Raw genomic sequence first — 20,948 nt, forward strand, 5'->3', positions numbered from 1 at the left:
AAAACCGCTTCGCACTTTGCGCTAACGCGGCCCTTCGGGTCCGGATCATGCTCTAGTCGCTCTTGCGCGACGCTTTCTCTTCCAACCCTGACATCGAGGTGCGCTTGTCCAGCGCCGCCTCGACCTCTTCCAGCTTTACGCCACGGGCCTTGAGCAGCACAAGGAAGTGGTAGAGCAGGTCGGCGCTTTCAGCGATCAGATGCGCGCGATTGTTTTCGACTGCTGCGATTACGGTTTCGACTGCTTCCTCGCCGAACTTTTTCGCGCAATGTTCCGCGCCTTTGTCCAGGAGCTTGCGGGTATAGGACACCTCGCCACCGGCCGCAGCGCGGGCATCGATGGTTGCGGCCAGATCGTGGATCGTGAAACGCGACATACGAAATACTCAGAAACACACACGCCAGCCTCACAGGCCGGTCCAAGCCTGCCTGTGTAGCATTTTTACGAAGGGGAGTCGTCAGGCATCCAGCCGCATGGGCAGGCCGCGACGGGCCATGTGGTCCTTGGCCTCGCGGATGGTAAATTCCCCGAAGTGGAAGATCGACGCCGCCAGCACCGCGGTGGCATGGCCGTCGCGGATGCCGTCGACGAGATGATCGAGATTGCCGACGCCGCCCGAGGCGATCACGGGAACGGGAACGCTGTCGGCGATCGCCCGGGTCAGCGGGATGTCAAAGCCCTGCCTGGTGCCGTCCCGGTCCATCGAGGTGAGCAAGATTTCACCAGCACCCAGCGACACCACCTCCTGGGCATATTCGATGGCGTCGATGCCGGTCGAGTTGCGCCCGCCATGGGTAAAAATCTCCCAGCGGTCGGAGCCGCCGGGGCGCTTGACGCGCTTGGCGTCGATCGCGACCACCACGCATTGCCCGCCGAACTTTTCGGCGGCTTCCTTGACGAACTCGCGCCGCGACACCGCAGCGCTGTTGATCGAGACCTTGTCGGCGCCCGAGCGCAGCAGCGTCTTGATATCATCAACCTTGCGTACCCCGCCGCCGACGGTGACCGGCATGAAGCAGGCTTCCGCGGTGCGCCGGACCACATCCAGCATGATGCCGCGGTTCTCATGGGTCGCCGTGATATCGAGAAAGCAGAGCTCGTCGGCACCGGCGGCGTCATAGGCGATCGCCGCCTCGACGGGATCGCCGGCATCGCGCAGGTCGACGAAATTGACGCCCTTGACGACCCGGCCGTCCTTGACGTCGAGGCAAGGGATCACGCGCACCTTGAACATGTCTCGTCTCCTAGAGCATGATCCGGAAAAGTGTGTAGCGGTTTTCCGAAAAGATCATGCTCAAGCAATACCCGAAAGCGCGATGACGTTTCATCCCAATCTCATCGCGCTTTCAGCGCGCGCGTTGCGGATCAGGGTGAGGGCGCTGGCCGGATCGAGCCGGCCGTCATAGAGCGCACGGCCGGCGATCGCACCCGCAAGCTTTTTCGCCCGCGGCGTCAGCATGGCCTTCACATCTTCGATCGAGGCGAGGCCGCCGGAGGCGATCACAGGGATGGAGATCGCGTCAGCAAGAGCGATGGTCGCGTCGAGATTGAGGCCCTTGAGCAGGCCGTCGCGTGCGATGTCGGTGAAGATGATGGCAGCAACGCCGGCATCCTCGAAACGCTGCGCGATTTCCAGCACCGTCACCTGCGAGGTCTCGGCCCAGCCTTCGACGGCGACCTTGCCATCGCGGGCATCGAGTCCCACCGCGACGCGGCCTGGAAATTTCCTCGCCGCGCTCTTCACTAGCTCCGGATCGCGCACCGCGGCCGTGCCGATGATGACGCGGGTGATGCCCTTGTCGAGCCAGGCTTCGACGGTCGCAAGATCACGAATGCCGCCGCCGAGCTGCACGGGGATATTGATCGTCTTCAGCATGGCTTCCACGGCGTGCGCGTTCACCGGCTTGCCGGCAAAGGCGCCGTCGAGATCGACGACGTGGAGATATTCGAATCCCTGCGCGGCAAAGCTCTGCGCCTGCGCCGCGGGATCGAGGTTGAACACGGTGGCGCGCGCCATGTCGCCTTGCTCGAGGCGCACGCACTGGCCGTTCTTCAGATCGATGGCGGGGAAGAGGATCACGGCTTCCATCTCAAAAAGTTCGAGATCAGGGCGAGGCCGAAGCGCTGGCTTTTCTCGGGGTGAAACTGGGTGCCGATCGCGGTGTCCTTGGCCACGATCGCCGTGACCGGCCCGCCATAGTCGGCGCGCGCGAGCACGTCCGCCTCGTTGGCAGCATTGAGGTGGTAGGAGTGCACGAAATAGGCGTGCTGGCCCTTCGGCCCCAGCGGCAGCTTTTCCAGCACGGGGTGCTCGCGCAGGACGTCGAGCGTGTTCCAGCCCATGTGCGGGATCTTCAGGCTCTCGTCCCGCGGCGTGATCTTCTCGACATCGCCGGCGATCCAGTTCAGGCCTTCGGTGATGACGTGCTCCTTGCCGCGGCTCGCGAACAGCTGCATGCCCACGCAGATGCCGAACATCGGCCGCGCCTTCACCCGCACCGCTTCGGTGATCGCCTCGACCATGCCGTTGACGGCATCGAGCCCGCGCCGGCAATCGGCGAAGGCGCCGACGCCGGGCAGCACGAGGCGATCGGCGCCGTAGGCCTGATCCGGATCGCTCGTCACGAAGACCTTCTGCCCGTCCTTCATGCTGCGCGCGGCGCGCTCGAAGGCTTTTGCGGCAGAATGCAGATTGCCGGAACCGTAATCGATGATGGCGACGCTCATCGCGACCCTCCCGGTTCTGGAAACAATCCAATGATGCCACCGGACGGAAGCGGCGGCGGGTTTGAGAACGGCTGGCCCGGGACGCTCCGGGTCGGCGGCGGACCGCCGCGGTCGACGGCCCATTGATCGTTGACGATGCCGCGCTGCTTCTGGCTCCAGCGCTCGAAGAAGCGACGCTCGGCGGTGTCCTGATCGTCAGCGATGACGACATCGAGCTGACGCCAATTGCCGCGCGACAGTGTCCAACGGCGCAGGCTCGACGCCTCGAGGCCCATCAGGAGGGCCAGGATGATATCGGCAAAGAAGATCGACGAGCGGCCGACCCCGAGGCTCGAAAGCCCAGCCTGGAACGCCGCGAAGAAGATCACCCAGCCGAGCAGCGCCAGCCACAGCCGGTGCCACAACAGCCAGAACGGGCCGAAGATCATCGCCCAGACGTGAAAGCCGTCGCGCACGAAGACGAAGTTGTCCGTCGCGCGCAGGTCCGCGCCGCTGGGGCCGGGAGCATGAACTGTGTAGGCAGGCATGTCGGATGCCCCGTTTCTCAGAGATATTTGATACCGCCGGCGGCGCCCATCGCCGCAAGACGGAGATGTCAGCCGCCAAGCGAGCCCTTGGTGGAGGGCACTTCGCCCGCCGCCCGCGGATCGATCGCCACGGCGGTGCGCAGCGCACGCGCCAGACCCTTGAAGCAGGATTCGGCGATATGGTGGCTGTTCTCGCCATATAGGGTCTCGACGTGGAGAGTCACGCCGGCGTTCATGGCGAAGGCGTTGAACCACTCGCGCACCAGCTCGGTGTCGAACTCGCCGATCTTGTCGCGAGGGAAGTCAGCCTTGAACACCAGGACCGGGCGGCCCGAGATGTCGATCACGACGCGCGACAGCGTCTCGTCCATGGGCATGTGGACGCTGGCATAGCGGGTGATGCCCGCCATGTTGCCGAGCGCCTGCTTGACGGCTTGGCCGAGTGCGATGCCGGTGTCTTCGGTCGTATGGTGATAATCAATGTGCAGGTCGCCCACTGCCTTGACCGTGAGGTCGATGCGGGAATGGCGGGCGAGGAGATCGAGCATATGGTCGAAAAAGCCGATGCCGGTCGCGATGTCAGACACGCCGGATCCATCGAGGTTCACGGATACCTCGATGTCGGTCTCCTTGGTCTTGCGCTTGATCGTCGCTGTGCGCATCAAAACTAGCTTTCATCCTAGCTCGGGGCCGAAAACGCGGTCTTTTAACAGCCAAATGACGCCTTCGCTACTGCGGGAAGGCCAGGGCGGGGCTCTACTTCTGCCCATGGTGAGCGGATTTGGTCCAAATGGCGCCCGTTGTGCCCGCAGGCCCGACCCCCTAAATCAGGACCGACAATGAGGTATTTCATGCAGGATTCCCAGAACAGCCTGCCGGTCTGGCACGGCACCACGATTTTGACGGTCCGCAAGGGCGGTAAAGTGGTGGTCGGCGGCGACGGCCAGGTCTCGATCGGCCAGACCGTGATCAAGGCCAACGCCAAGAAGGTCCGCAAGCTCGGGAAGGGCGACGTCATCGGGGGCTTTGCGGGGGCCACGGCCGACGCCTTCACCCTGTTCGAGCGGCTGGAGAGCAAGCTCGAGCAATATCCGGGGCAGCTGACCCGGGCCGCAGTCGAGCTTGCCAAGGACTGGCGCACCGACCGGTACCTGCGGCGGCTCGAGGCCATGATGATCGTGGCCGACAAGGACGTCTCCCTGGTCCTGACCGGGACCGGCGACGTGCTGGAGCCCGAGGCCGGCGTGATGGCGATCGGCTCGGGCGGCAACTACGCGCTGGCGGCGGCCCGCGCCCTGCTCGACACCGATAAGGACGCCGAGACCATCGTCCGCCGCTCGCTCGACATCGCCGCCGACATCTGCGTTTACACCAACCGCAACGTGACGATCGAAAGCCTGTCGAGCGGCTAGAGGATCCATCCGTGGACGAACAACGCGGCTCCGGGCTCGGTCTAACCTCTCCCGCTTGCGGGAGAGGTCGGCGCGTAGCGCCGGGTGAGGGCTCTTTCCTCTTGGGGGTTCTCGCTAGCGGAGACACCCTCTCCCCAACCCTCTCCCGCAAGCGGGAGAGGGAGTGCACCGTCGCTTGGGCATGACGCTCGCGCCCGCCAAGAGCACCAGGACGGCGATCCCGCCAATCTACTGGATTGGCCTCGCGCTGTTGCTGCTCGCGCTGCAAGCCTCGATCCTGTTTGCGATGGGCCGGGTGCCGATCTGCACCTGCGGCTATGTCAAGCTCTGGCACGGCGTGGTGAACAGCTCGGAGAATTCCCAGCACATCGCCGACTGGTACAGCTTCTCCCACATCCTCCATGGCTTCCTGTTCTACGGATTGACCTGGCTGCTGTTCGCCCGCCTGCCGTTCCTGCAGCTGTCCTGGCCAGCACGTCTGATCATCGCCATGCTGATCGAAGGCACCTGGGAGATCGTCGAGAACTCGCCCTTCATCATCGAGCGCTATCGCGCCGGCACGATCTCGCTGGATTATTACGGCGACAGCATCGTCAATTCGGTCTCCGACACGCTGTTCATGGTGCTCGGCTTCCTCGCGGCGCGCCTTCTGCCGGTCACGGCCATCGTCCTGATCGGGCTCTTTTTCGAGACCATGATGGCGCTCCATATTCGCGACAATCTGACGCTTAATATTCTGATGCTGATCCATCCGATCGAGGCCGTGAAACAATGGCAATCCGGTCCGCCAATCATCTGACCCCACCAAAATACGGCTTGTCCCGGCCGGTTTCTGACCCTAGCTAACGTCCCATGACAGACTTCTCTCCCCGCGAAATCGTTTCCGAACTCGACCGTTTCATCGTTGGCCAGTCCGAGGCCAAGCGCGCCGTCTCGATCGCGCTCCGGAACCGCTGGCGGCGCCAGCAGCTCACCGGATCCTTGCGTGAAGAGGTGCTGCCGAAGAACATCCTGATGATCGGCCCGACCGGCGTCGGCAAGACCGAGATCGCGCGGCGGCTGGCCAAGCTCGCCAATGCTCCGTTCCTTAAGGTTGAGGCGACGAAATTCACCGAGGTCGGTTATGTCGGCCGCGACGTCGAGCAAATCGTGCGCGATCTCGTCGAGGTCGCCATCGCCCAGGTGCGCGAGAAGAAGCGCAAGGACGTGCAGGCGCGCGCCCAGCTCGCCGCCGAGGAGCGCGTGCTCGATGCCCTGGTCGGCGCCAATGCGAGCTCCGCGACGCGCGAATCCTTCCGCAAGAAGCTGCGCGCCGGCGAACTCAACGACAAGGAAATCGAAATCGAGACGCAGTCCAGCGGCGGCGGCCTTCCGATGTTCGAGATCCCGGGCATGCCGGGCTCGCAGATGGGCGCGATCTCCATCGGCGACATCTTCGGCAAGCTCGGGGGCCGCACCAAGACGCGGCGGCTGACGGTCGAGGGCTCGCACGAGATCCTCGTCAACGAGGAATCCGACAAGCTCCTGGATACCGACCAGCTCACGCTGGAGGCGATCAGCGCGGTCGAGAACAACGGCATCGTATTCCTGGACGAGATCGACAAGATCTGCGCGCGCGACGGCCGCGTCGGCGGCGACGTCTCGCGCGAGGGCGTGCAGCGCGACCTGCTGCCGCTGATCGAAGGCACCACCGTCTCGACCAAGCACGGTACGGTGAAGACCGACCACATTCTGTTCATTGCATCCGGCGCGTTCCACGTCGCAAAGCCGTCCGACCTGTTGCCGGAGCTGCAGGGCCGCCTGCCGATCCGCGTCGAATTGCAAGCGCTGACGCGCGACGACATGCGGCGCATCCTCACCGAGCCCGAGGCCTCGCTGATCAAGCAATATGTCGCGCTGATGCAGACCGAAGGCGTGACGCTCGACATCACCGACGGAGCCATCGACGCGCTCGCCGACATCGCGGTTGCCGTCAATTCGACGGTCGAGAACATCGGCGCGCGGCGGCTTCAGACCGTGATGGAGCGGGTGCTGGACGAGATCTCCTTCACCGCGCCCGACCGCAACGGCGAAACCATCCGGATCGACGCCGACTTCGTGCAGAAGCATATCGGCGACCTCGCCAAGAACGCCGATCTGAGCCGGTTTATTTTGTAATTCCGAGCGATCGCGCTATTCATGCCGCTGTCGTCCTGGCGAAAGCCAGGACCCATTACCCCGAGCGCTTATTGTTGAAACAGATGGCGGCCCCAATCTCGGCTCAAACGACCTCCTGTGGTTGTGGGTCCCGGATCTGCGCTCGCTTTGTTCGCTTGTCCGGGACGACAGCGGAGACAACCCTCGCCAGTTCCGGTGCGGCGTGACCGCGCGAATCCTTCAAAACCCCTGGCGCCTGCTGCTGGCGATCAACGCCGCCGTGATCGCCGGCGTGTTCATCCACAAAATCCTGCTGCCGCCTTATGTCCCCTACATCCACCTGCTCGTCGACTATCATTTCGGCTTCATCAAGCGCGCGCTGATCGGTGCCATCGTTGGGTTGATCACGACCAAGGTGCCGGTGTGGCTGGTGTTCGCGCTTGGCGGCGTGACGTGGCTGGTGACGCTTGCTCTGTTCGTTCAGCTTTTCCGCAAGGTCTTCGGTCTCAACGAGAAGACGCTGCCGCTGTTCGTGTTCATCGCGGGCTCGCCGTTCTTCCTGAAGAACTTCATGCACACGCTCGGCCATTTCGACATCTATGGCTGCGCGCTCGCGATCGTGCTGCTGCTGATCCCGGCACGATCGCTGCTCTATGTTGCGCTCGCCGCGCTGTTCTCGATCGTGCTGATCCTGATCCACCACATTCATCTCTTGATGTATGTGCCGACGATCATCACGATCGTCGTCGTCAGGCATTATCTTACGCACGGCATCAATCGCGCGAACGTCGCGTTCGGGCTCGTGGCGCTGCTCTGTGTCAGTGCGCTGTTCTTCGCCGCGCAGTTCCTGGGAACGATGCCGATACCGGAGGCGGATTTCGTCGCGTACCTCAAGGGCCGGATGGCTGACCCGGCGCGCACCGATCTCCTGCAATTCAGCTACATCTGGTATCAGCCGCTTTCGAAGGAGCTTGCGGATACCTGGGGCCGCATGCCCCACAACATTCTCGGCGTGCCCGTCTTTGCGCTACTGATCTGGCTGCACACGCCGCTCTGGCGTTATTTCGCGGACCTGACCCGTGCACTCGCCGACGAGACGCACCGGCGTCTCGTCATCACAGGCATCATTGGTGTCAGCCTCGCCTATGTCGTGATGTTCGCGATGGTGTTCGACTATTCGCGCTGGATCTCGAACTGGGCGGTCTGCATGTTCCTGATCCTGCACGCAGTGAAGATGCTGCCGGCCAAGCAGGAAGCAGGGCCGATCCCGTCGGAGGATCGCAAGACGAATGTCTTCGGCCTCATCGTCACGTTGATCCCGCGCGTCGGGATCGTGCGGCCGTTCTGAGGATTCACTACCAGCAGCCGCTTCGCAGGTGCGCGACCTCTCCCGCAAGCGGGAGAGGTTAAGGGAGCCCGCGGCCAAATCCAGTTCTCTAAAACCTCGCGCGTCTGATCCGCACGTAAAGCGCGCCCTGCCCGCCGTGGCCGATATGCGCCTCTTCAAATCCGACGACGAAAGCGCGGAATTCCGGCAGGCTCAGCCATTCCGGCACCTGGCGGCGCAGCACGCCGCTTTCGCCCCCGCCCCGGCCTTTGCCCGTGATGACGAGCACGAAGGTCAGCCCGTCGTGATGGGCGCGCTGGATGAAGCCCGAGAGTGCGCGATGGGCGCGCATCTGGGTCATGCCATGCAGATCAAGCCGCGCGTCGATCTCGCTGCGGCCGCGCGACAGTTTTGTGCGCTCGCGCTTGCCGAGCGGCGCGAGGGGCGGCACAGCCGGCTTTGCCGCGCGGGGCGCCGGCGCGGGGACAATGGGCCTCGCAGATGCCGGATGCCTCGCAACGGGCGCCGCCGGCAAAACTTCGGAGCGCGCCGCCGCCTCCACCTTCGTCACGCGACGTTTTCGGAGCGGCTTGACCTGCTTGGCGACCATGTCCCACAGCGCACGCTCGTCGTCGCTGAGCGCGCGGCGGCGGGGCGAGGGCGGCGGATCCAGGACAGGCGGGCGGGACGATCGCTTCATTGCGGGCTGTTATGACGGCGCACGTGCCTGCGCTGTTCGCGGGCGGGCTTGATGTTGGGACGCGGCTCCGGCAGCGGCACCGGGCTCGCCACCGCGACGGTGGCGCCCTCGGCTTGTGACACGGTGGTTGGCACCGCGCCAGCTTTCCCTGATTCAACAGGCCTCGCCGGATCAGTTTGCGGAAACAGCTTTGCGATCTTCGCGGACGGCCGCGGATCGGGCAGGGGCAGCCTCGAACCGCGCGCAACGGGATCGAGGCTTTTCGGCACCAGCATCACGAAATGCATGTTGTGGCGCAGCCGGCCCGAAACGCGGCCGGCTTCCTGGCCGGCACCGAAATAGAGATCGGCGCGCGCGGGGCCGATGATGGCCGATCCCGTGTCCTGCGCGATCATCAGGCGATGGAACGGCGTTTTGGCTTTCTCGGAGTCGATCGGCAGCTCGCCCTCGATGAAGAACGGCGTGCCATAGACATGCAGCGATTTGTCGACCGCGATCGAACGGCCCGCCGTCAGCGGGATGCCCTGCGCACCGACCGCCTCGTCCTTGTCGGACAGATTGATCTGGCGGAAGAAGATGTAGGAGCGGTTCTGGCGGCGAAGCTCCTTGGCGCCGTCGGGATTTTGCGCCATCCACTCCCTGATCTTCTGCATCGACATCTCCTCTTTCGGGATGATGCCGCGCTCGATCAGGATGCGTCCGACCGCCGTATAGGGATAGCCGTTGTAGGCGTCGTAGTTGATACGGATCGAGGAGCCGTCGTCGAATTTGATCCGCGCCGAGCCCTGGATCTGCGCGAACAGAAGATCGGTCGGGTCCTTGAGCCAGGCGAGCTCGAGCCCGCGGCCGGCGATCGCGCCATCCTCGATCTCGCCGCGGTCGTAATAGGGGACGAGCTTGCGGCGGCCGATCTTGCGGTACACCGGGCCCTTGTTGGGCAGGCTCGGCGTGTCCTGCTTGAAGCCGCGCACGAACAGGTTGGAGGGGCGGCGATAGACCGGAACGTTATAGATGTCGGTCTGGACGTGCGAGCCGTCGAGCACGGGCTCGTAATAGCCGGTCACGAAACCGTCGGCCTCGCCGAGCCGCGAGATCCGCAGCGGCGAAAAATGCTCTTCGAAAAACGCCTTGGCCTTGGGCTCGTCGGAAAGCTCGAGCGATTTGGCGATCCGGCACGGCTCGCCGAGCGAACCGCCAATGGGCTTCGGATCAACAACCTTGGGCTCGACGACCGGCGGCGGCTGCGCGGCGATCGATTTGCAGCTCGCGCGAAGCGCCTTGTAGGCCGCGAGATGATCGTCATCACTCCAGCCGGCCACCTCGGACCAGGCGAGGGGGAGATATTGCGCGCCGGGAATCTCCAAAGGCAACGCGAGATGAGGATAGGGCAAGGCGCGCGGCGGCGGGGCGGCGATTTCGGGATCAACGCGGCTGTGATGATGACGGCGCGCCGCTTCGGCGCCGAGCGAAAACGACGATAGCACAACGGCACCTGCGCACAGCGCCGTCGCGAAATTTATCAGGGCTGCCTTAATGCGCGCTTCCGGTGCCAACCAGCTTCCAGTTCGGATCGCGAGAGGTGGTGTCGCGGGCGAAGGTCCAGATGTCGGTGATGTCGGCGACCTTGTCGGCGTTGCCGTCGACGATGTTGCCGGCCTTGTCGCGGGTCACCGAAATCATCTGCGAGACGAAGCGGACGGTGAGCTGCGCGGTGCGGTCGCGCATCTCGGCGCCGACCAGCTCGGCCTTGTCGATCGAGACGAAGCGCGTCTCGGTCTTCTGCTCGTTCTTCTCGCGCTCCTTGATCGCGGCGTCGAAGCTCTCGAACACTTCCGAGGACAAGAGGTCGCGCAGCGACCGGCGGTCGCCATTGGCAAAGGCGAGCACGATCATCTCATACGCACTGCGCGCGCCGGACAGGAAGTGGCGCGGATCGAAGGAAGAGTCCTTTTCGACGATCGCGTCCAGCCCCTGGCCCAAGGCAGTACCGGGTTCGGTCAGGCCCTTCCAGCGGTCGGCAGGCTGCGTGACGTCGGCGGTTGGCGCCAGCGGAGCCTGATCGATCACCTTGCCCGGCATGGTCACGACGTTCTTGTCCTGGGCACCCTGAAGCGCATTGCGAGCGGTCCGGTCGAACGGAGGCCGCTCGTTGCCGGTCCGCTGTCCGAGCACGCTGCGCAGGCGCAGGAAAATGAAGACCGCCAGCGCTAGGAAGATGATGGTGTAGATGTCCACGTCGTGTTCGCTCTCTAGTCTCTGCTCAGGGTCTTCGCCGGGGAAATCAGTCCGGCCAGTCAACCGTTCCATACAGGAACGGCAAAGCCTCATCACCTTTTTAGGTCCGTTCAGATCCAAGCGATGTAGGCACGAAATCTTGCCCGGCCAATGGCGCCTTTTGGCACAGCGCGAATTGTAGCGCGTTTTATCCTTAAGGGGAAATCGGATCCTGACTGGAAATCGCGCATCTTCAATCGTTTAAGATGTACTCCCTCAGGCCAGGACGGGTAAGGGACCACCCTTTTCGATGCTGCCAGGAGGCCGAATCCGTCGCCGTTCGTCCTTGTGGAACGAGGCGGGCCTATGTTAGCCAACCGGCCGCGATATCAGGCCCATTCGGGTAAGGAGACATTTTCATGACCAACGGAAACGGCACCCCCGAGGCAGGCCAGGCTCCGCAGCTCAACGTGCTGGCGCAATATACCAAGGATCTGTCGTTCGAGAATCCGAACGCCCCGGCCTCGCTTCAGCCGCAGAGCCAGCAGCCCCAGATCAACATCCAGATCAACGTCAACGCCAACAACCTGTCGGAACACGAGTACGAGGTCGTGTTGTCGGTCGAGGGCAAGGCCGAGACCGCGGGCAAGGTGATGTTCTCCTTCGAGCTCGCCTATGCCGGCGTGTTCCGCATTGTCAACGTGCCGCAGGAGAACCTGCATCCACTGGTCATGATCGAGTGCCCGCGGCTGTTGTTCCCGTTCGCCCGCGAGATCATTGCCACTGCCGTGCGTGACGGCGGGTTCCCGCCGCTGATGCTGGATCCGGTCGATTTCGTCGGCCTCTACCGACAGAACATGGAGCGGCAGATGGCCGCACAGGGTCAGGTCAAGCCGAGCTGAGGCAGGCTGTAATTTACGGTAAGTTGCCTGCGTTCACCTCTCTTCCCAGCGGGGAGAGGTGATAAAACCGATCGTGCTCTAGCTAACCCACCTTACGAAGCCGCTTCGGCCCGCCTGGCGATGAAGGTGCCGTTCGGCTGATGGTAGACGAGTTCGTCGATGCTGCCCGTTGGGCCGCGGCGGAATTCGACGCGGTAGCCGTCGAGCTGGAGAATCGCGAAGGTTGAGCCCTGATAGGGTCGCAGGCGGTAGAGCGGCTGAAACGGGATTTTCAGCATCAGCTCGCCCTCGGCATCCTCCGTCACGACATGAGTTGCGTCGCCGCGGGTGTAGCTGCCGGCGCAGGCCGCGCGGAAGGCAGGGTCCATGCATTCGCCAGCAGGCGCGCGGGTGAAGACGATGTCGGTGACCTGAACCTCGAGCTGGACCGAGAGGCTCGCGATGTCGCCGTCGCGGTCGGTCGTGAAGGTGACCACGAGATCGTCCGGGTTCAGCTCGCCGTAGATATAGGGCAGCTGGAACGAATCGTAGTGCCGATGGGCCAGAGTTGCCTTCGTGCCGCGCCAGGCCCAGTGCAGGCTGTCGCCGCCCAGCGTGATGGCGACACGGCCATAGGCCGGGTGCTCGTAGGTGCCGCAAAAGTCCGCGAGATCATGGCTCGGCCGCGTGTCCGGCTTGCACGCCACCCGCTTTTGTGCCTCGTCCGACTTCTGCTGCGCCAGCGTCTTGCGGCGCATGTCGCGAAAACGGTCCAGCCACGGCACGGGCATCTTGCCGGCGAGGTGATCGTGAATGCGGTTGATCAGGATGCTCGTCACCACATTGCCGCCGTTGTTGGTGAAAACGGCGATGCCGAGCTTCCGCTCGGGCACCAGGCGCATCAGCGTATGCCAGCCGAGCCAGCCGCCGGAATGTCCGACAACGCGCTCGCCACGATAGGCGGTGTGGTTGAAACCCAGCCCGTAGTGCCCATGGCCGTATTCCTCGAATTCGGGCGCGCCGCCGAAGACGCGGGGCGACTGCATCTCCCGGATGAGCTGAGGCGAAAGCAGGCGCTGGCCCTCGAATTCGCCTTCGGCCAGCAGAAATTTCATCCAGTTGGCGAGCGCAGCGACAGAGGTGATGATCGCGCCGGCGGCCGTGGTTGCAATGGGGAAGAATTTGGCGCGCCGGCGCTCGTCGCCGCGCTCTAACAAATAGGGAACGGCGGCGTTGTCGGCCGCGGCATGCTCCTCGGCCGAAAAGCCGACCGGCATGTGCAGCTTGTCCGTCAGCCGCGAGCGGACGAACTCTTCGTAACTCAGGCCGCTGACGCGCTCTGCGACGATGCCGGCAACGTTGTAGGCGAGGTTGTTGTATTGAAATTCGGTCCGGATATCGCGGGCCGGCTCGATGTGACGAAGCGCCGCCAGCATCTCGCCGCGCGAGAGATCGCCGGGAATCCAGATCCAGTCGTGGCGCGGCAGGCCGGAATGATGGCAGAGCAGGTCGCGCACGGTGACGCGCTCGGTGGCGGCCGGATCGTGCAGGCGGAATTCGGGGATGTAATCGCGGACGGGCTTTCTCCAGTCGAGGCGTCCCTCGTCGACTAGCAGTGCCAGCGCCGTGGCGGTGAAGGTTTTTGTGATCGAGCAGATCAGGAACTGCGTGTCCGGCGTCGCCGGCAGCGCGGCTTCCACATCGCGCTGGCCCCAGGCCCTGAGCAGCACCGTCTCGCCACCCTGCACCACCGCGAGCGTCACGGCCGGCACCTTCCACTCGGCCATTGCCTCCGCGGCGAGGGCATCGAGCTCGTCGACGAGGGTGGCGATGGTGTTGTCTTCTGGGGCAGGCTGGATGGACGCGGATTGGAGGGACATTGCGCACTCGCTCTTCGGCCGGAGGTTGCCGGAGGATGAGCCTACACGAGGTGCGTGACGATTGTCCCTGTCGATATCGTCATCAGCGAATCGGGGATGCGTTAGCTAAGTCAGGCTGGGCCAGCCGGCGGCTGGGCGAGATATTCGTTCCAGATCGCCTTTTCACCCATCGTCGCGATGAAGGCTCGATGGGCCTCGCGCTCGGCGTCGCTGACGCGTGGGGCCAGCGGTGCCGGTCGCTGCCGCCGCGGCATGTCCCCACTCGTTCCGACACGAATCTCCTCGGATTCCGATGCCAGGATGAGCTGCGACTGCCGGGCGCCGATCAAATCGACATAGACTTCTGCGAGCAGCTCGGAGTCCAGCAATGCACCGTGCTTGGTGCGGTGGGAATTGTCGATCGCATAGCGCGAGCAGAGATCGTCGAGCCGGTTCGACACGCCGGGATGCTTGCGCCGCGCCAGCAGGAGCGTGTCGACCAGCCGCTCGCGCGGGATCGCCACGCGCTTGATGCGGTCGAGCTCGGCATTGATGAAGCTGATGTCGAACGAGGCGTTGTGGATCACCAGCGGCGCATCGCCGATGAATTCCAGGAACTCGTCGACGACTTCGTGAAACAGCGGCTTGGTCGAAAGAAATTCGCTCGACAGGCCGTGCACCGCAAAGGCTTCCGCCGGCATGTCCCTTTCAGGATTGATGTAGCGGTGAAAGGTCTGCCCCGTCGGCATGCGATTGAAGATCTCGACACAGCCGATTTCCACCAGGCGGTCGCCACGCAGGGGATCAAGGCCGGTGGTTTCAGTGTCGAGAACGATTTCGCGCATGATTTAACGGTGCCGGTGGGTGAGCGAATCAGCTTCGCCGCTGCGGCATCTTAACGACCTCGGCCAGGATCTGCTTGATCTGCGCCCGCACGGGATCGAGCCCGTGCGAGGTATCCACCACGAAATCGGCCCGCTTGCGCTTCTCGGCATCGGGCATCTGCTTGGCTATGATGGCATCGAGCTTTTCGGCATCCATGGTGCCGCGCGCCAGCACACGCTCGCGCTGGAGTTCCGGGGAGGTCGTCACCACGACGACTGCATCGACGCGTTTCTCGCCGCCGGTCTCGAACAGCAGCGGAATGTCCAGCACCACGACGGGCGCCTCCCTGGCCTCGGCATCCGCGAAAAACCTCCCGCGTGAGGCGCCGAGCATCGGATGGACGATCTGCTCGAGCTGCTTCATCGCCGCGGCATCGCCGACCACGCGCGCCGACAGCTTCGCACGATCGACCTTGCCGTTCCATGTGGTGCCGGGAAAGGCAGCTTCGATCGCAGGAGCCGCCTCACCCTCATAGAGCTGATGGACGGCGGCATCGGCGTCGTAGACGGGGACATCGGCCTCCGCAAACAGTTTTGCGGTGGTGGATTTGCCCATCCCGATCGAGCCGGTCAGTCCGAGAATCAGCATCAGGTCGCAGCCATTTGTCGGTTCACACCGCAACTAGACTCTCGCGCCGCAGGAACGCAAGCAGCGGCAACAGCGGCAGGCCGAGGATGGTGAAATGATCTCCGTCGATCTTCTCGAACAGATGAATCCCGAGACTTTCGAGCTGATAGGCGCCGACGCTGGTGGTCACGGCATCGCCGGCGGCATCGAGATAGGCGGAGAGCTCAGCCTCAGTCATTAGTCGCATGGTCATGCGCGCGACCGAAACATCCTCGAACAGGATCGCGCCGTCACGCGCCACGGCAACCGCGGAGTGCAGCGCATGGGTGCGGCCGGCGAGATCATGCAGTTGCGCCATCGCCTGAGCCCGGCCGGACGGCTTTGTGAACAGCCGCTCGCCGAGCGCCAAGGTCTGGTCGGCGCCGATAACGTAGCAGCCGGGGTATTGAACGGATACCGCCTTCGCCTTTTCACGCGCCAGGAGCAGCGCGATCTCGCGCGGGCTGGACAGCTTCGAGGCTTCCTGCACGCTGCGCTCATCGATATCGGCAGGTCTTGCTTCGAACGCGAGGCCCGCATTCGCCAGCAGCATTTTTCGTGCCTGGCTTTGCGAGGCCAGGATCAGTGGGGCTTTGCCGCGCCAGAGGGACATAGACGGCCTAGTTCGAGGGACGGTTGCGTTGCCGGTCGGTATAGAGCTTCATGATCGCAGCCGCCGTTTCCTCGATCGAGCGGCGCGTCACCTCGAGCAACGGCCAATTATGCTTGGCGCTGAGCTTCCGTGCGAAGGCGACTTCATCCGCCACCGCCTGCTTGTCGATATAGGTGTCGCTGCTGGTATCGGCGCCCATCGTCAAAAGCCGGTTCTGCCGGACCTGGATCAACCGTTCCGGCGTCGCGTGCAGGCTCACCACCAGCGGCCGCGTCAACGTCTCCAATTGGGACGGCACAGGAATGCCTGGCACCAGCGGCACGTTGGCGGTGCGGATGCCGCGATTGGCGAGATAAATCGAGGTCGGCGTCTTCGACGTCCGCGACACGCCGACGAGGACGACGTCCGCTTCTTCCAGGCCGTCGACGTGCTGCCCGTCATCATGCATCATCGTGTAGTTCAACGCGTCGATGCGCTTGAAATATTCCGCATTGAGCACGTGCTGGGCGCCGACACGACCCGTCGTTGCCGCACCGAGATAAGCCTCGAACAACTGCATCACCGGGCCGATGATCGACAGGCTCGGAACGTTGATCTCCTTGCACTTGTCTTCGAGTCGGGAGACCAGATCCTTCTCCAGCAGCGTGAACAGCACGATCCCCGGCGCTTCCTCGATCTCGTCGAGCACGCGATCGAGCTGCTTCTGGCTGCGCACCAGCGGATAGACATGCTCGACCGGCGTGACGTTGGCGTATTGCGCGGCGACCGCGCGCGCCACGGTGATCAGGGTCTCACCGGTGGAGTCGGAAACCAGATGGAGATGGAAATAATTGTTGGAGGTCGGCACGAAAACTCTTCTGAAGGCTTGGGATGACGGCTGGGCAGTTTGTGAACTTCTGTGGAGCTTAACCCCTCGGAAAGGGATGCGCGACAGGACGAGCGGGATAACGGCCAAGTTTCTTCACATCGCTGCCCGGAAGGACAAGTCTCAGGGCTGCGCGAGGCGGAAGCGGGACAGCGCCGGCAAGCCTTTTCATAAGCTGCCGATAATTTCTCACAAGTCTTTGAAGATGGATGAATTATCCGCGTTCGCCGGAACCGCGGCGGATATGTTGATGGATGTGTACAAGCTCCCGCAAAATGCCTGACAGCATTGCGTGAGTCCAATCCACCGTCATTCAGACTCAAACCTTAAGAATCTAAGATTCTAGATTTGAGAAGGGCGCTACGGACGGATATGTGTGCGCTGGAAGAACTTAACGAGTTCTTACTATCCCCAGCGATCCCTGCGCTGGGCTTGAAATTCGGACGTTGGAAATGCTCGACGAGCTCTACCCCTGGATCAAGGCGCTGCATGTGATCGCCGTCATCTCCTGGATGGCCGGCATGCTCTATCTGCCGCGGTTGTTCGTTTATCACTGCGAGGCTGAGGTCGGCTCGAAGCAGTCGGAAACCTTCAAGGTGATGGAACGCCGGCTTCTCAAGGCGATCATCAACCCCGCGATGATCGTGACCTGGCTCGCCGGCCTCTATCTCGCGTGGTCCGGCCATTGGTTCACCTCGCCCTGGTTGCACGTAAAACTGGCACTGGTGCTGGCGATGTCCGCGGTCCACGGCTTTTTTTCCCGCTGGCGCAAGGATTTCGCTGCCGACCTGCGGCCGCGGACCCAGAAATTCTATCGTATTATCAATGAGGTGCCGACGATCCTGATGATCTTCATCGTGATCATGGTGATCGTGAAGCCGTTCTAGGCAAAGTTCGAGGGGCGCCGCTCAGTGCTTCGGCTTGCGGAGGGCCAAGCGATTTTCTATATTATCTCTATCCCCACCCAACGCAGGCGGATGTGGTTGTGTCCGAGCTTCTTCGAAAGCCGGGCGCCGCATCAGGTTTGAAGCCCCACCGGCACTCACCTTGCTAGACCTGCGGACCTTACCTGCTCGCGTCCGCATTTTCGAAGCCTCCTTGCACCCCCCTTCCAAGGTTACCCCACAGGACCACCCCAATGCGGGAAATCAAACTCCAAGACCTCAAGTCCAAAACCCCGGCCGAGCTCGTCTCGTTCGCGGAAGAGAATGGGGTCGAGAATGCCAGCACCATGCGTAAGCAGGAGCTGCTGTTCGCCATCCTCAAACAGCTTTCGCTCGCTGAGACCGACATCGTCGGCGAGGGCGTCGTCGAGGTGCTCTCAGACGGCTTCGGCTTCCTGCGCTCGCCGGACGCCAATTACCTGCCGGGCCCGGACGACATCTACGTCTCGCCGTCGCAGATCCGCCGCTTCGGCCTGCGCACCGGCGACACCATCGAAGGCCATATCCGCAGCCCGAAAGAGGGCGAGCGCTATTTCGCGCTCCTCAAAGTCAACACGCTGAATTTCGAGGATCCGGAAAAAGCCAAGCACAAGGTCAATTTCGACAACCTCACGCCGCTATTTCCCAACCAGCGTTTTCGTATGGAGATCGACGATCCGACGCGGAAGGATCTCTCTGCACGCGTGATCGACATCGTAGCTCCGATCGGCAAGGGCCAGCGCGCGCTGATCGTGGCACCGCCACGCACGGGTAAGACCGTGCTGATGCAGAACATCGCGCACTCCATCACTGCCAATCATCCGGACTGCTATCTGATCGTGCTTCTGATCGACGAGCGTCCGGAAGAAGTCACGGACATGCAGCGCTCGGTGAAGGGCGAGGTTGTCTCGTCGACCTTCGACGAGCCGGCGGTGCGTCACGTCCAGGTCGCCGAGATGGTGATCGAGAAAGCCAAGCGCCTGGTGGAGCATGGCCGCGACGTCGTGATCCTGCTCGATTCGATCACCCGTCTGGGTCGCGCCTACAACACCGTGGTGCCGTCATCCGGCAAGGTGCTGACCGGCGGCGTCGACGCCAACGCGTTGCAGCGGCCGAAGCGCTTCTTCGGTGCCGCGCGTAACATCGAGGAGGGCGGCTCGCTGACGATCATCGCGACCGCGCTGGTCGATACGGGCAGCCGCATGGACGAAGTCATCTTCGAAGAGTTCAAGGGCACCGGCAACTCGGAGCTGATCCTCGACCGCAAGGTCTCGGACAAGCGCACCTTCCCGGCGATCGACATCTCGCGCTCCGGCACCCGCAAGGAGGAGCTCATCACCGATCCGCAGGTGCTCAAGAAGATGTACGTGCTCCGCCGCATCCTCAACCCGATGGGCACGATGGACGCGATCGACTTCCTGCTCGACAAGCTGCGCTCGACCAAGAGCAATGCCGAGTTCTTCGATTCGATGAACACCTGATCGGCTGTTGCGGCAATTTCGCGGAGGGCGCCTTTCGGGCGCCCTTTTGCGTTTATGCTGCGGCTTTGCTGCGGGAGATTGCAGCAAAATGTGAATCGAGCTGTCGTCGCCAGACGTACGTTAAATAATTGATATAACGATATAATTTTATGATTTGGTCACTTTGCGCGCCCGCTGGAACCAAAAATATGCAGCAAAATGCTGCGCTTCATAATGCGGTGCAACGTCAGGCGTTTGCTGCACCAGGAAAGCCCTGAAGCTTCCGAAGAGACCCAGAAATCGAGATTTGCGTTTTGGCGGGCGCACGGACAAATAAGCCATGCATCCCCGCGACCAGACCATCTTCGCATTGTCGTCAGGCCGGCCACCAAGCGCGATCGCGATCGTTCGCGTCTCCGGCGCAGAGGCCGGCCAGGTCCTAACGCGACTTGCGGGCGAAGCGCCGAAGCCGCGGCTTGCACACCGTGTGCTGCTGCGGGACGCAAATGGCCAGGCGATCGATGATGCCGTGGCGCTCTGGTTTCCGGGGCCCGCGAGCGCGACCGGCGAGGACGTCGCCGAATTTCACGTCCATGGCGGTCGCGCCGTGCTCGCCGCGTTGTTCGCTGTAATTTCGCTAATTCCGAATCTACGGGCGGCCGAGCCCGGCGAGTTCACCCGCCGCGCCTTCGAGAATGGCAAGCTCGATCTCACCGAGGCCGAGGGCCTCGACGATCTTATCCACGCCGACACCGATCGGCAGCGTCGGCAGGCGCTGCGACAATTGCGGGGACTGCTTGGCGAGCGTGCGCGCGACTGGCGCGAGCGAATCATCGAGGCGTCCGCGCTGATCGAGGCCGGCATCGACTTCTCCGATGAAGGCGATGTATCAGCGGAATTGCTCGCGCCGGCGCGCGCGAAGATCAAGGCGCTGCAGGACGAGATCGCAAAAGTGCTTGCAGCGCAGGGTCAAGCTGAACGTCTGCGCGATGGCCTCGTGGTCGCGATCGCCGGTCCGCCGAACGTCGGCAAGTCGACGTTGATCAATCAGCTGGCGCGGCGCGAGGTCGCGATCGTCTCGCCGCATGCCGGCACGACGCGCGACGTGATCGAGGTGCAGCTCGATCTCGACGGCTATCCCGTGACCGTGATCGACACCGCCGGCATTCGCGACACCGATGATCCCGTCGAACAGGAAGGCGTGCGCCGTGCCCGCGCCCGCGCTGCGGACGCCGACCTCGTGTTGTGGCTGGCGGATGCCGATCGCAACGAGGAGGGCCAGCCGATCGGGACCGCGCCGGTCTGGACCGTGCGCAACAAGATCGACCTTGGCCAGGAGAACTTACAAGAGATATTGAGGGAGACCTCGAGCGCGGCCTTGAGGCCGGAAGCGAACAAGGCTATGGGGCCTGACCCGCGGGCCAGGATGTTTGCGATCTCGGCGCGGCGCGGTGACGGACTGCCCGAGCTGATCGCGGCGCTGGTGGAATTCGCTGGCGAGTTCTTCGGAACGAGCGAGGGCGCGCTGGTCACCCGCGCACGGCAGCGCGACCTGTTGATCCAGGCCGTCGGCTCGCTGCAGCGGAGCCTCGATCTCCTTGGCGAAGGCGAGGAGCTCGCCGCCGAGGAACTCCGCGCCGCCGCTTACGCGCTCGGCCGGCTCCTGGGCCGGGTCGATGTCGAGGACGTCCTCGGGGCCATCTTCCAGAAATTCTGTATCGGAAAGTAGCGCTAGTTCTTCATTGTAGAACTATCGCTTGTTCCACTGCTTTTATTTCACGTGAAACATGCGCGGGTGCGCGATTGGCCTTGT

Annotated in this window: 23 protein-coding genes; 9 read left to right on the forward strand and 14 right to left on the reverse strand. The window is 63.2% G+C overall.

Translation table 11 applies throughout. The features are described 5' to 3' along the window. Positions 1 to 52: 52 nt before the first annotated feature. The 6 genes from Q3C01_RS06850 to hisB all read right to left on the reverse strand — a co-directional run bounded on the left by Q3C01_RS06850 (position 53) and on the right by hisB (position 3,916). Entirely contained in the window at positions 53 to 376 is a 324-nt protein-coding gene (locus tag Q3C01_RS06850) for a phosphoribosyl-ATP diphosphatase (RefSeq protein ID WP_458144563.1), read from the reverse strand. A gap of 81 nt (positions 377 to 457) precedes the next feature. Then, complete coding sequence (gene hisF, locus Q3C01_RS06855; protein ID WP_458144564.1) at positions 458 to 1,234, reverse strand: imidazole glycerol phosphate synthase subunit HisF; 777 nt, start codon at positions 1,232 to 1,234, stop codon at positions 458 to 460. A 90-nt stretch (positions 1,235 to 1,324) separates the two neighbouring features. Then, a complete protein-coding gene (gene hisA, locus Q3C01_RS06860) occupies positions 1,325 to 2,089 on the reverse strand; it encodes a 1-(5-phosphoribosyl)-5-[(5-phosphoribosylamino)methylideneamino]imidazole-4-carboxamide isomerase (RefSeq protein WP_458144565.1) in 765 nt (254 codons plus the stop codon). After that, entirely contained in the window at positions 2,077 to 2,727 is a 651-nt protein-coding gene (gene hisH / locus Q3C01_RS06865; RefSeq protein WP_458144566.1) for an imidazole glycerol phosphate synthase subunit HisH, read from the reverse strand. Before hisH ends, hisA begins: the two co-directional genes overlap by 13 nt. Then, positions 2,724 to 3,254, reverse strand: a complete 531-nt coding sequence (locus Q3C01_RS06870) for a DUF2628 domain-containing protein (RefSeq protein ID WP_458144567.1) — start codon at positions 3,252 to 3,254, stop codon at positions 2,724 to 2,726. The genes hisH and Q3C01_RS06870 overlap by 4 nt, the downstream gene beginning before the upstream one ends. Positions 3,255 to 3,322: 68 nt before the next feature. After that, positions 3,323 to 3,916: an imidazoleglycerol-phosphate dehydratase HisB gene (hisB, locus tag Q3C01_RS06875; protein WP_458144568.1), complete on the reverse strand. Its 594-nt coding sequence runs from the start codon at positions 3,914 to 3,916 to the stop codon at positions 3,323 to 3,325. Positions 3,917 to 4,105: 189 nt separating this feature from the next. Here hisB and hslV point away from each other — a divergent pair, with 189 nt between their 5' ends. From hslV to Q3C01_RS06895, 4 genes are all read left to right on the forward strand, one after another. Continuing rightward, on the forward strand, positions 4,106 to 4,666 hold the full coding sequence (hslV, locus tag Q3C01_RS06880; protein ID WP_458144569.1) for an ATP-dependent protease subunit HslV: 561 nt from the start codon (positions 4,106 to 4,108) through the stop codon (positions 4,664 to 4,666). A 181-nt stretch (positions 4,667 to 4,847) separates the two neighbouring features. After that, complete coding sequence (locus Q3C01_RS06885) at positions 4,848 to 5,465, forward strand: DUF2585 domain-containing protein (protein ID WP_458144642.1); 618 nt, start codon at positions 4,848 to 4,850, stop codon at positions 5,463 to 5,465. A gap of 53 nt (positions 5,466 to 5,518) precedes the next feature. Then, entirely contained in the window at positions 5,519 to 6,823 is a 1,305-nt protein-coding gene (gene hslU / locus Q3C01_RS06890) for an ATP-dependent protease ATPase subunit HslU (RefSeq protein ID WP_458144570.1), read from the forward strand. A gap of 202 nt (positions 6,824 to 7,025) precedes the next feature. Then, on the forward strand, positions 7,026 to 8,150 hold the full coding sequence (locus Q3C01_RS06895; RefSeq protein WP_458144571.1) for a hypothetical protein: 1,125 nt from the start codon (positions 7,026 to 7,028) through the stop codon (positions 8,148 to 8,150). Between the two features lie 88 nt (positions 8,151 to 8,238). On the opposite strand, the gene Q3C01_RS06900 is transcribed toward Q3C01_RS06895, so the two are convergent. From Q3C01_RS06900 to Q3C01_RS06910, 3 genes are read right to left on the reverse strand one after another with little or no spacing between them, the layout of a single operon-like run. Further along, positions 8,239 to 8,829, reverse strand: coding sequence for a Smr/MutS family protein (locus Q3C01_RS06900; RefSeq protein ID WP_458144572.1), 591 nt, complete (start codon positions 8,827 to 8,829; stop codon positions 8,239 to 8,241). After that, positions 8,826 to 10,382, reverse strand: a complete 1,557-nt coding sequence (gene mltA, locus Q3C01_RS06905) for a murein transglycosylase A (protein ID WP_458144573.1) — start codon at positions 10,380 to 10,382, stop codon at positions 8,826 to 8,828. The genes Q3C01_RS06900 and mltA overlap by 4 nt, the downstream gene beginning before the upstream one ends. Continuing rightward, positions 10,360 to 11,064 carry a Tim44/TimA family putative adaptor protein gene (locus Q3C01_RS06910; protein WP_458144574.1) on the reverse strand — a complete coding sequence of 235 codons (705 nt, stop codon included), beginning with the start codon at positions 11,062 to 11,064 and terminating at the stop codon, positions 10,360 to 10,362. The genes mltA and Q3C01_RS06910 overlap by 23 nt, the downstream gene beginning before the upstream one ends. 398 nt (positions 11,065 to 11,462) lie before the next feature. On the opposite strand from Q3C01_RS06910, the gene secB reads away from it, so the two are divergent. Next, on the forward strand, positions 11,463 to 11,945 hold the full coding sequence (secB, locus tag Q3C01_RS06915; RefSeq protein WP_449380321.1) for a protein-export chaperone SecB: 483 nt from the start codon (positions 11,463 to 11,465) through the stop codon (positions 11,943 to 11,945). A 92-nt stretch (positions 11,946 to 12,037) separates the two neighbouring features. Here secB and Q3C01_RS06920 read toward each other — a convergent pair whose 3' ends face one another. The 5 genes from Q3C01_RS06920 to Q3C01_RS06940 all read right to left on the reverse strand — a co-directional run bounded on the left by Q3C01_RS06920 (position 12,038) and on the right by Q3C01_RS06940 (position 16,734). Then, positions 12,038 to 13,804 carry a serine hydrolase gene (locus tag Q3C01_RS06920; protein WP_458144575.1) on the reverse strand — a complete coding sequence of 589 codons (1,767 nt, stop codon included), beginning with the start codon at positions 13,802 to 13,804 and terminating at the stop codon, positions 12,038 to 12,040. A 110-nt stretch (positions 13,805 to 13,914) separates the two neighbouring features. After that, positions 13,915 to 14,628 (reverse strand): DNA polymerase III subunit epsilon, encoded by a 714-nt coding sequence (dnaQ, locus tag Q3C01_RS06925; RefSeq protein ID WP_458144576.1) that lies wholly within the window; start codon positions 14,626 to 14,628, stop codon positions 13,915 to 13,917. A 28-nt stretch (positions 14,629 to 14,656) separates the two neighbouring features. Next, the gene (gene coaE / locus Q3C01_RS06930) at positions 14,657 to 15,256 is read right to left on the reverse strand and encodes a dephospho-CoA kinase (RefSeq protein WP_458144577.1); all 600 of its coding nucleotides are present in this window, start codon (positions 15,254 to 15,256) and stop codon (positions 14,657 to 14,659) included. A 22-nt stretch (positions 15,257 to 15,278) separates the two neighbouring features. Then, positions 15,279 to 15,887: a Maf family protein gene (locus Q3C01_RS06935; RefSeq protein ID WP_458144578.1), complete on the reverse strand. Its 609-nt coding sequence runs from the start codon at positions 15,885 to 15,887 to the stop codon at positions 15,279 to 15,281. A 7-nt stretch (positions 15,888 to 15,894) separates the two neighbouring features. After that, a complete protein-coding gene (locus Q3C01_RS06940) occupies positions 15,895 to 16,734 on the reverse strand; it encodes a pyruvate, water dikinase regulatory protein (protein WP_458144579.1) in 840 nt (279 codons plus the stop codon). Here Q3C01_RS06940 and Q3C01_RS06945 point away from each other — a divergent pair. The 4 genes from Q3C01_RS06945 to mnmE all read left to right on the forward strand — a co-directional run bounded on the left by Q3C01_RS06945 (position 16,721) and on the right by mnmE (position 20,864). Then, entirely contained in the window at positions 16,721 to 17,035 is a 315-nt protein-coding gene (locus tag Q3C01_RS06945; protein ID WP_458144580.1) for a hypothetical protein, read from the forward strand. The genes Q3C01_RS06940 and Q3C01_RS06945 overlap by 14 nt on opposite strands. A gap of 169 nt (positions 17,036 to 17,204) precedes the next feature. Beyond that, positions 17,205 to 17,639 carry a protoporphyrinogen oxidase HemJ gene (hemJ, locus tag Q3C01_RS06950; RefSeq protein WP_458144581.1) on the forward strand — a complete coding sequence of 145 codons (435 nt, stop codon included), beginning with the start codon at positions 17,205 to 17,207 and terminating at the stop codon, positions 17,637 to 17,639. Positions 17,640 to 17,890: 251 nt separating this feature from the next. Beyond that, positions 17,891 to 19,156 (forward strand): transcription termination factor Rho, encoded by a 1,266-nt coding sequence (gene rho / locus Q3C01_RS06955; protein WP_027525104.1) that lies wholly within the window; start codon positions 17,891 to 17,893, stop codon positions 19,154 to 19,156. 319 nt (positions 19,157 to 19,475) lie between these two features. Next, the gene (gene mnmE / locus Q3C01_RS06960) at positions 19,476 to 20,864 is read left to right on the forward strand and encodes a tRNA uridine-5-carboxymethylaminomethyl(34) synthesis GTPase MnmE (RefSeq protein WP_458144582.1); all 1,389 of its coding nucleotides are present in this window, start codon (positions 19,476 to 19,478) and stop codon (positions 20,862 to 20,864) included. Positions 20,865 to 20,948: the final 84 nt, after the last annotated feature.

The sequence above is a fragment of the Bradyrhizobium sp. UFLA05-109 genome (genome assembly GCF_054185165.1).

Coding starts and splice junctions, on each gene's coding strand:
- Q3C01_RS06850 (WP_458144563.1), bottom strand. CDS start 376: ATGTCGCGTTTCACGATCCACGATCTGGCCGCAACCATCGATGCCCGC.
- hisF (WP_458144564.1), bottom strand. CDS start 1,234: ATGTTCAAGGTGCGCGTGATCCCTTGCCTCGACGTCAAGGACGGCCGG.
- hisA (WP_458144565.1), bottom strand. CDS start 2,089: ATGGAAGCCGTGATCCTCTTCCCCGCCATCGATCTGAAGAACGGCCAG.
- hisH (WP_458144566.1), bottom strand. CDS start 2,727: ATGAGCGTCGCCATCATCGATTACGGTTCCGGCAATCTGCATTCTGCC.
- Q3C01_RS06870 (WP_458144567.1), bottom strand. CDS start 3,254: ATGCCTGCCTACACAGTTCATGCTCCCGGCCCCAGCGGCGCGGACCTG.
- hisB (WP_458144568.1), bottom strand. CDS start 3,916: ATGCGCACAGCGACGATCAAGCGCAAGACCAAGGAGACCGACATCGAG.
- hslV (WP_458144569.1), top strand. CDS start 4,106: ATGCAGGATTCCCAGAACAGCCTGCCGGTCTGGCACGGCACCACGATT.
- Q3C01_RS06885 (WP_458144642.1), top strand. CDS start 4,848: ATGACGCTCGCGCCCGCCAAGAGCACCAGGACGGCGATCCCGCCAATC.
- hslU (WP_458144570.1), top strand. CDS start 5,519: ATGACAGACTTCTCTCCCCGCGAAATCGTTTCCGAACTCGACCGTTTC.
- Q3C01_RS06900 (WP_458144572.1), bottom strand. CDS start 8,829: ATGAAGCGATCGTCCCGCCCGCCTGTCCTGGATCCGCCGCCCTCGCCC.
- secB (WP_449380321.1), top strand. CDS start 11,463: ATGACCAACGGAAACGGCACCCCCGAGGCAGGCCAGGCTCCGCAGCTC.
- Q3C01_RS06920 (WP_458144575.1), bottom strand. CDS start 13,804: ATGTCCCTCCAATCCGCGTCCATCCAGCCTGCCCCAGAAGACAACACC.
- dnaQ (WP_458144576.1), bottom strand. CDS start 14,628: ATGCGCGAAATCGTTCTCGACACTGAAACCACCGGCCTTGATCCCCTG.
- coaE (WP_458144577.1), bottom strand. CDS start 15,256: ATGCTGATTCTCGGACTGACCGGCTCGATCGGGATGGGCAAATCCACC.
- Q3C01_RS06935 (WP_458144578.1), bottom strand. CDS start 15,887: ATGTCCCTCTGGCGCGGCAAAGCCCCACTGATCCTGGCCTCGCAAAGC.
- hemJ (WP_458144581.1), top strand. CDS start 17,205: ATGCTCGACGAGCTCTACCCCTGGATCAAGGCGCTGCATGTGATCGCC.
- rho (WP_027525104.1), top strand. CDS start 17,891: ATGCGGGAAATCAAACTCCAAGACCTCAAGTCCAAAACCCCGGCCGAG.
- mnmE (WP_458144582.1), top strand. CDS start 19,476: ATGCATCCCCGCGACCAGACCATCTTCGCATTGTCGTCAGGCCGGCCA.